Origin of the sequence: Sphingomonas sp. (genome assembly GCF_035758555.1) — a bacterium.
Classification (GTDB): domain Bacteria; phylum Pseudomonadota; class Alphaproteobacteria; order Sphingomonadales; family Sphingomonadaceae; genus Sphingomonas_B.
Genome location: NZ_DASTXI010000113.1, coordinates 1 through 8,476, shown reverse-complemented (window position 1 = coordinate 8,476; position 8,476 = coordinate 1). Strand labels below are relative to the sequence as shown.

At 68.1% G+C, this 8,476-nt stretch carries 7 protein-coding genes, 1 tRNA gene and 1 pseudogene; 5 read left to right on the top strand and 4 right to left on the bottom strand.

Annotated elements, in window-relative coordinates:
* Both VFT73_RS06905 and VFT73_RS06900 read left to right on the top strand, forming a co-directional pair.
* Positions 1-722: DEAD/DEAH box helicase (locus VFT73_RS06905; protein ID WP_326409448.1), on the top strand; the 722-nt coding region annotated here is incomplete at its 5' end.
* Entirely contained in the window at positions 719-898 is a 180-nt protein-coding gene (locus tag VFT73_RS06900; RefSeq protein WP_157026586.1) for a hypothetical protein, read from the top strand. The genes VFT73_RS06905 and VFT73_RS06900, both read left to right, overlap by 4 nt.
* Here the strand turns inward: VFT73_RS06900 and VFT73_RS06895 are convergent.
* Positions 895-1,095, bottom strand: coding sequence for a hypothetical protein (locus VFT73_RS06895; protein WP_326409447.1), 201 nt, complete (start codon positions 1,093-1,095; stop codon positions 895-897). The two genes, VFT73_RS06900 and VFT73_RS06895, sit on opposite strands and share 4 nt — an antisense overlap.
* Before the next feature lie 85 nt (positions 1,096-1,180).
* Between VFT73_RS06895 and VFT73_RS06890 the strand changes: the two genes are divergently transcribed.
* On the top strand, positions 1,181-3,052 hold the full coding sequence (locus VFT73_RS06890; RefSeq protein WP_326409446.1) for an ABC-F family ATP-binding cassette domain-containing protein: 1,872 nt from the start codon (positions 1,181-1,183) through the stop codon (positions 3,050-3,052).
* Here the strand turns inward: VFT73_RS06890 and VFT73_RS06885 are convergent.
* The 3 genes from VFT73_RS06885 to VFT73_RS06875 all read right to left on the bottom strand — a co-directional run bounded on the left by VFT73_RS06885 (position 3,049) and on the right by VFT73_RS06875 (position 7,278).
* A complete protein-coding gene (locus tag VFT73_RS06885; protein ID WP_326409445.1) occupies positions 3,049-6,291 on the bottom strand; it encodes a DUF3857 domain-containing protein in 3,243 nt (1,080 codons plus the stop codon). The genes VFT73_RS06890 and VFT73_RS06885 overlap by 4 nt on opposite strands.
* Before the next feature lie 109 nt (positions 6,292-6,400).
* Positions 6,401-6,487, bottom strand: a tRNA-Leu gene (locus VFT73_RS06880).
* Between the two features lie 92 nt (positions 6,488-6,579).
* On the bottom strand, positions 6,580-7,278 hold the full coding sequence (locus tag VFT73_RS06875) for an MJ0042-type zinc finger domain-containing protein (protein ID WP_326409444.1): 699 nt from the start codon (positions 7,276-7,278) through the stop codon (positions 6,580-6,582).
* Between the two features lie 120 nt (positions 7,279-7,398).
* On the opposite strand from VFT73_RS06875, the gene ftsE reads away from it, so the two are divergent.
* Complete coding sequence (gene ftsE, locus VFT73_RS06870) at positions 7,399-8,103, top strand: cell division ATP-binding protein FtsE (RefSeq protein WP_326409443.1); 705 nt, start codon at positions 7,399-7,401, stop codon at positions 8,101-8,103.
* Positions 8,100-8,476: pseudogene (locus VFT73_RS06865) on the top strand (cell division protein); the annotation flags it as partial. The gene ftsE and the pseudogene VFT73_RS06865, both read left to right, overlap by 4 nt.

Genomic DNA, 8,476 nt, shown 5'->3' with positions numbered 1-8,476 from the left:
CCGAAACGCTGCAGCACCGATCCGGCCGGACCGGGCGCGCGGGCAAGAAAGGGACGGCCGTGCTGGTCGTGCCGTTCCAGCGCCGCCGCCGGGTCGAGATGATGCTGCGCGGCGCTCGCATCCAGGCGCGCTGGATCGATCCGCCGACGCCCGAAGCCATTCGTCTTCAAGACCGCGAGCGGCTGATCGCTGCATTGCTGGAGCCGGTCGAGATCGACGAGGAGGATCGCGCGATCGCCGGACGGTTGATCGCCGAGCGCAGTCCGGAGGACATTGCCGCGGCGCTGGTCCGCGCCCATCGCGCTGCGTTGCCGGAGCCGGAAGAATTGGTTGGCCACAGCGCGCCGGCCGAGCGTCGGGACGACCGTGGCCATCGCGCCGGGTTCGAGGACACGATCTGGTTCCGGATCGATGTCGGGCGGCGCCACAATGCCGATCCGCGCTGGATCCTGCCGCTGCTCTGCCGACGCGGGCACATCACCAAGGCGGAGGTCGGCGCGATCCGGATCGGCCCGGCGGAGACCCAGTTCGACGTGCCGCGCGCGGTCGCCGACAAGTTCGTGGCGTCGTGGAAGCGCACGGCGGGCAAGGGCGACGATGAAAGCAACATTGGTCTCGCCCTCGTGCAGGGCGGCCCGATGAAGCACCAGCCGCAACGCAGAACCTACAAGCCAAAACCCTTCGCGCATGGCAGGAAGCCGGCGCGGAGGGAAAAGGCATGAGCGAGCGGTTCGAGCGGCACCGGCAGCCCTGGCGGCCGGACGAAATCCAGAAGCTTCACACGCTGGCGAAGAAGGGCATGGCGCTGAAGGCGATCGCCAAGGCGCTGACCCGCAGCGAGGAATCGGTCAAGGACCGCGCCAAGCTCGACGGCCTGTCGATCGCGAAGCTGCGCTAGTCGAGCAGGGCACGGACCTTTTCGAGAACGGCCCTGATCCGGCCCGCGGCTTCCTCGAACGTGGCGACCTCGGCGCGGCGGTTGTTGCCGCGGGCTTCCTTTGCGGATTCGAGATAGCCTTCCAGGTCCGCGTCCAGCGCGTCGACGACGATCTCGGCTTCGTCCTCGGTCAGCTTCAGGTCGATCGATTTCGGCATTTGATCCCTCTGCAAATCATGTTTCAGCCGCCTTTAACGCATGGGCTTGGGCCTGTGAGCCCCCAATGCTAAGGGGCCGGCCTTCATGCTGAACCTGTCCGACATCACCGTTCGCCTGGGCGGGCGCACGATCCTCGACGGCGCGACCGCTGCGCTGCCGCCGAAAAGCCGCGTCGGCCTGATCGGCCGCAACGGCGCCGGAAAGACGACGCTGGTGCGCGTGATCGCCGGCATGCTGGAGCCGGATATGGGCAGCGCGGACATGCCGCGCGGCACCCGGCTCGGCTATATCGCGCAGGAAGCGCCCGCGGGCAGCGCGACGCCACTGGAGACGGTGCTTGCCGCCGATACCGAGCGCGCGCGGCTGCTGGAGGAAGCGGAGATCAGCCATGATCCCGACCGCCTCGGGGAAGTTCACGAGCGGCTGAACGCGATCTCGGCCCACTCCGCGCCGGCCCGCGCTGCACGCATCCTGGTCGGCCTCGGCTTCGATCAGGAGGCGCAGCAGCGCCCGCTCGACAGCTTTTCGGGCGGCTGGCGGATGCGTGTTGCGCTCGCGTCGCTGCTCTTTTCCGCGCCGGACGTGTTGCTGCTCGACGAGCCGTCGAACCACCTCGACCTCGAAGCGGTGCTGTGGCTCGAGGATTTCCTGAAATCCTATCCGGCAACGATCCTGATCGTCAGCCACGAGCGCGATTTCCTGAACAACGTCGTCGACCACATCCTGCACCTCGATCGCGGCAAGCTGACGCTCTACCCCGGCGGCTACGACGCGTTCGAGCGCCAGCGCGCCGAGCGCCAGGCGCAGCTCGCCTCCGCGCGCGCGAAACAGCAGGCCGAGCGCGAGAAATTGCTCGACTATATCGCCCGCAACTCCGCCCGCGCCTCCACCGCCAAGCAGGCGCAGTCGCGGGTCAAGGCATTGGCGCGGATGCAGCCGATCGCGGAGCTGCTCGACGATCCGAGCCTCAGCTTCGATTTCCCGAGCCCCGATCCGCTGCGCCCGCCGCTGATCGCGCTCGATTTGGCGGAGGTCGGCTATGGCGACGTGGCCGTGCTCAAGCGGCTCAACCTGCGCATCGATCCCGATGACCGGGTCGCGCTGCTCGGCCGCAACGGCAACGGCAAGACCACGCTCGCCCGCCTGCTCGCGGCGCAGCTCGCGCCGATGGGCGGATCGATGGCGGCATCGGGCAAGATGCGCGTCGGCTATTTCACGCAATATCAGGTGGAGGAGCTCGACCCCGCCGACACGCCGCTCGCGCACATGACGCGCGCGATGGGCAAGGCGACGCCGTCGGCGGTCCGCGCGCAGCTCGGCCGCTTCGGCTTTTCCGGCCCCAAGGCGACGACCGAGGTCGGCCGGCTTTCGGGCGGCGAGCGGGCGCGGCTGGCGCTGGCGCTGATCACCCGCGACGCGCCGCATCTGCTGATCCTCGACGAGCCGACCAACCATCTCGACGTCGACGCGCGCGAGGCGCTGATCCAGGCGCTGAACGGCTATGCGGGCGCCGTGCTGATCGTCAGCCACGACCGGCACATGCTGGAAATGACCGCCGACCGGCTGGTGCTGGTCGATCAGGGCACCGCGCGCGAGTTCGACGGTTCGCTCGACGACTATGTTGCGCTGATCCTTGCCGGCGATCCTGCCGCCGAGGGCAAGGCGGAAGCGAAGGCGAATCGGAAGGACGCCCGCCGCGCGGCCGCCGAAGCGCGCGAGCAGTCGAAGGCGCTGCGCAATCGCGTCCGGCAGGCCGAGGCCGAGCTCGCCCGCCTCACCGGCGAACGGAGCGCGATCGATCTCGCGATGTTCGACCCGAAAGCGGCGGATGCCAGGCTTGCGAGTCGCTCGATGACCGAGCTGATGAAGGAACGCGCCCGCGTCGAGACGCAGATCGAAGCGACGGAAGCGATCTGGCTGGAGGCGAGCGGCTCGCTCGAGGATCTGGCAGCCTAGAACTTCACGCCGAACTCGTCGAAGCGCTGCTCGACCTTGGGGTCGATCTTCACGGCCAGTTCCTGGTCCTTGATCGCACGGGCGCGATCGCCCTTGCGGCTCCACGCGATTGCGCGGCCGTAGAGCGACGTCGGCATCTGGCTGCTTTGCGCGAGGGCGGAGTCATAGTCCTTGATCGCGTCGTCGAGCTTGCCGAGCCGGAGCAGGACGAGGCCGCGGCTGTCCAGATAGGCCGGCGAGCCCGGCACCTTCTCAAGCGCCGCATTGCAGTCGAGCAGCGCCGATTCGAGCCCGATTCCTGCCGTCGCCTTGCGCCAGCACATGTTGTTCAGGGCGGTTGCGTCCTTTGCCGCCGCGCGCGCTGCGGCGAAGTCCTTGGCGGCAAGTGCCTGTTGGGCGGCCTTGGCGTAGAGGATGCCGCGCGCGGTGAGCAGGTCGCTATCGGACGGGTTTTCCTTCAGCGCGGCCGTGTAGGCAGCGATTGCCCCCGCCATATCGCCCGATTCTGCCGCCAGATCGGCCTTGGCGACGATCGCCTCGGCCATTTTCGGGTCGAGCTTCAGCGCTGCGTCCAGATCTGCGGCACGCCCGGCGCGATCCGCTTTAGGCCGGCTGAGCGCGCGGTTGAGGTAGATATAGGCCTCGGGCCCGATCGCGATCGCGCGATCGAGTTCGGCCATCGCCTCCGGCTGCTTGCCATAGGTTTCGAGAATCCGTGCCGCGACGACATGGGCATAGGATTGGTCGGGATTGGCCTTCGTGACCAGCGCGGCCTGGGCCAGCGCGTCCTCGGTCTTGCCGAGCCGGCGATAGAGGTTCGCGCGCAACAGGTAGGTCTCGATCTTGTCCGGCCGCAGCGCGATGATCGCGTCGGCATCGGGCAGCGCGCGTTCGAAATCGCCTGTGTCCCAATAGGTGCGGGCGCGCGCGTTCAGCGCGAACAGGTCCTTGGGGTCGACTGCGAGGGCCTGGTTCAGCGCATCCATCGTTCCGGCGCGATCCTTCGCATTGTCGGCCAGGATCGCGCGTCCGTGAAGCATCACGATATTCTTCGGCTCGATCGCCGCCGCAGCGTCCAGGTCGGCCTTGGCCGCGGCAGCGTTCCCATTCCACGCGTAGGCGAGGCCGCGATTCGCGAGCGGCCAGGCGTTCTTGGGCTCGATCGCTGCCGCGCGCGTGAATGACTCGATCGCCTCGTCATAGCGACGGTCGTCCATCAGCAGCACGCCGCGGTCGATGAACCCGCTGGCCGTCGTCGGCGCTTCCTTCAGCACTGCATCGCGTTCGGCCCGCGTGCGGACATAGCCCTGCGGCTTCGTCAGATAGATCGCCGTATCGCCGAGCGCGCGCAGCCGTGCCTGTGCGGCCGCGGCTTGCGACGCCGCGAACTCCGGGGCCACGCTGCGTTCGGTTTTCTCGATCGTGAAGACATTTCCCTTCAGGCCAGCCTTGCGCTGGTAGGCGATGCCCGCGATCGTTTCGTTGAGGTTAGCGCTGTCGCCGGCGTGATAGTCGGTGTTGTCCGGGGGCAGGATGATCGTCTCGACAGTGCGCGAATAATAGGGATAGGCGACCGCATAGGGGGCGTCGCGGAACGGGCCGGGATCGCGCGAGAAGTCCGCTGAATAGCCGATGCTGGTGCGGTCGGTCTCATATCGGTCGCCCGACCAGTCCATGTTGGCGGTTCCATCCAGCGTCACGCGCATTTCGCCGGTCTTGGGGTCGAAGGCGGAGCCGGTGCTCTTGACCTCGATGAAGTCGAAATTCTTCTTCCAGAAATCCTTGAGCGCGCGGTCGCGAAGCTCCGGCGTCAGGTTCGACAGCGCCAGGTTCACGCCCATCGCGGTGTCGCCGCGATAAAGCCATTCGATGTGCGTCGGCGCCGGCAGCGACAGCCCGGCCGATGCGTCGATGCGGATCGCGAGATCGTCCTGCGGCAGGTCGAGCGGAGGCGGCACGAGCCGCGTCAGCCTGGCTGCGCTTTCCTGCAACGGAAGCACCCAGCCGAATGCCGGCGTCTGGATGCGGTCGAGATCGGTGTCGCCCAGCCGCGTGCCGTCCAGCCAATAGGTCTTGCCGCCGATCGTCGCGCGGACGATCACATGGTCGAACAGCTCGACCATCGGCAGCCGCTGGTCCATCCCGTCGCCGAGCACGGTGCTGACCAGCACCGGCTCCGCCTCGATCCCGAGACCGTGCAGCAGGGCGAGCAGCAGCGCCGACTTGCCCTTGCAGTCTCCGAACCGTCGCGACCAGGTCGTCTCCGCATCGGCCGGGACGTAGTTGCCGGTGCCGAGCTGCAAGGCGACGTAGCGGACGCGTTGCTGCACCAGCGCCAGTGCCGCCTCCGCGCGGGCCTTTGGCGTGGATGCCGTTTCCTTGATGCGGGCCAGCTCCGTCGCCAGCGGACTGGCGGGGGCGATCTGCGCCGCCTTGACGAAGAGCGGCGCCATCAGGGCGGAGACTTCCGACCAGTCCTTGAAATCCGACGCCTCCACCAGCCGGCCGACGCCGAAGCGGGCCGGCGCACCTTTGGGCGGCTGAAACGGCTTGGTCTGTTCAAGCGTCAGCTCGGCGATTGTCATTGCGCCGGATTTGACCGTCTTGAGCGCAGGCAGAACCTCGGTGCCGCGCAGCCGGATCGGCATTGCGCTCGGCCACTGCATCCTCAGATGCGCAACGCCGATCGGCACCGGATTCCAGGCGCCTGCGACTTGCTCGACATGCCCTTTGAGCGTCGGATCGGACGAGGTGATCGAGCCGGAGATTTCCAGCACGTCGCCGACCTGCAGCCCTTCCGGCTGGATATTGGCTGTGAGCACGCCGTCCAGCGTCGCGCTGTCCAGATTGGGCTCCCGCCGGACGACCGTGAAGGTCTGGCCGCTGCCGAGCACGTCGATGACCTTGTCCCCGCGCCGGATCAGCAGCGAATGGACCTTCAGCGTGTCGGTGTCCGGCCGCCACGGCAGCGAGACATTTCCGGCGGCAAGCCCCTGCGGCGTCTGGATCTTGATCGCATTGGCGAAATAGCTGGTTTGCCTGCCCGGCTCGAACAGGATCTGCTGGTCGGACAGCAGGATGCTGACGGCCGCGCCGTCATTGCCGGCGACCGCTGTCGCGGGCTTGACCGGCTTCACCCAGTCCGGCGTCGGCGCGATGATCGGCTTGTCCTCAGCCGCCGCGCGCCCGGCCAGCGCGAGCAGAGACAGTCCGACGAACAACGATAAGCGAACGGCCATGGCAACCCCCTGTGCAGAGGGTTGTAACGGGCAAAGCTTTGCCTGCGCTAGTGGATTTTCCGCGGCATGCGCGCGGTTAACTGTCTCTCAGCTTGCAAGAAATCCTGTCTGGTGCGGTCGAGAAGACTCGAACTTCCACGTCCTTTCGGACACAACGACCTCAACGTTGCGCGTCTACCAGTTCCGCCACGACCGCACTCGAGACACTTCACCGGACGGGTCCGGCGCTGGCAAGGCGGTGCCCCTAGCAGAGGGTTCCGGCGCCCGCAACAGCGCTCTGCGTGCCGGTTACGACGGCTCGCCGACGAAGCTGAGCTTCAGCTCGCGCGCGCCTTTCGGCACGTCGTAGACGGCGGCGTCGAACTGGGTCGAGGCGCCGGGCGCGAGCGTGCGGGAGGGCGGGGTGATGATCCAGTTATAGACGACGCGGCCCTGTGCATCCTGCAGCTCGGCCTGGATGTCGGGCACGTGCTGGCGCTCGCGGGTCGGGTTCACGATACGGCCGGTCAGCGCGAACAGCTCATTGCCGCTGGCGAGCGCGCGCCGCTCGGGCTTGCGCGGGACTTCGAGCAGCAGCGCCGCCGACGAGCCGCGCTCCGCCATGCCCAACTGGGCGCGCACCCGGTCGAGCCCGACGAATTGGAGTGCGGCGATGGCGGCGAGCAGCAGCACGCCGATCACCGCGGCAATGATCGTCCAGCGCAGCGCAGGGTTGCGGCGCGACGGCGTGTCGTCGTCGTAATCGCCATAGGCCGCGTCGTCCGTCTCGCTTGGAACCGGCACGTCGGCGTCCGGGGGAGGGGCCGAAACCTCGGGCTCGGCCGTCTCCGAAAGCCGGCCGGACGGCACGGCTTCCGGCTCATGCTCAGGCGGCCATTGGTGCCAGCTATGCCCGCATTTGGCGCACCGGACCGCGCGGCCGTTGACGCCGACCGCGTCGTCGGGGACGGTATAGCGCGTGCGGCACGCTGGACATTCGAGGATCATCTGGCGCGGCCCCTTCCCTAACGTCTTCTAAACGTCTCGCGACTCGCCGCGCAAGCACGGTCCTTTACGTGAGCCGCGACGGCATGCGATGGCGTCATGAAAGGGGTGAAAGCGAGGGCGGTGGCAAGCATCGTGCAGTTCGAAAATGTGGGTCTGCGCTATGGCATGGGCGCGGAAACCCTTTCGGACATCAGCTTCACGCTGGCGCCGGGCGCCTTCTATTTCCTGACCGGCGCGTCGGGCGCGGGCAAGACGTCGCTGCTGAAATTGCTCTATCTGGCCCAGCGTCCCAGCCGCGGACTGATCCGTCTGTTCGACGAGGACGTGGTGACGATGCCGCGCGAAGGGCTGCCGGCGCTCAGGCGGCGGATCGGTGTCGTGTTTCAGGACTTCCACCTCGTGCCGCACCTGTCGGCCTTCGACAATGTCGCGCTGCCGCTGCGCGTGGCTGGCGTCGACGAGACCGAGATCGCCGACCGGGTGGGCGAGATGATCGCCTGGGTGGGCCTGGCGGGCCGGGCGAGCGCGCGGCCCGCGACCCTGTCGGGCGGCGAGCAGCAGCGGGTCGCGATCGCCCGCGCGGTGATAGGTCAGCCCGAGATGCTGGTTGCCGACGAACCGACCGGCAACGTCGACCCCGACATGGCGACGCGGCTGCTGCATCTGTTCGACGCGTTGAACAAATTCGGCACGACAGTGGTTGTCGCGACCCACGACATGCACCTTGTCTCGCGCGTCCCCAATGCCTCGATCATGCGGCTGGAGCGCGGCCGGCTCGACGATCCGACCGGCGCGTTGCGCTACCCGCCGCGCGTGCCCGCATGACGGTGGCCTTCGCCTTCACGCCCGCCGAGCGGCGGCTGCTGCCGGAAGGGCGCGCCGCCGGCCCGATGCCGTGGGTGATCGCGATCATGGTGTTCCTGACCGTGCTCGCCGCCGCCGCCGGGCTGGCGCTGGCGGGGTCCGCGCGCGCTTTGGGCGAGCAGATTGCGGGGCGGGTGACGATTCAGGTGGTCGAGGCCGACCGCGTCGTGCGCGATGCGCAGGCGGAAGCGGCGGTGAAGGCGTCGCGCGCTTTTCCCGGCGTGACCAACGTGCGCCGCATCGGCGACGACGAGATAGCGAAGCTGCTGGAGCCCTGGCTCGGGCCCGGCGGTGCCGAGCTGCCGACGCCGGCGCTGATCGATGTCGATCTGGC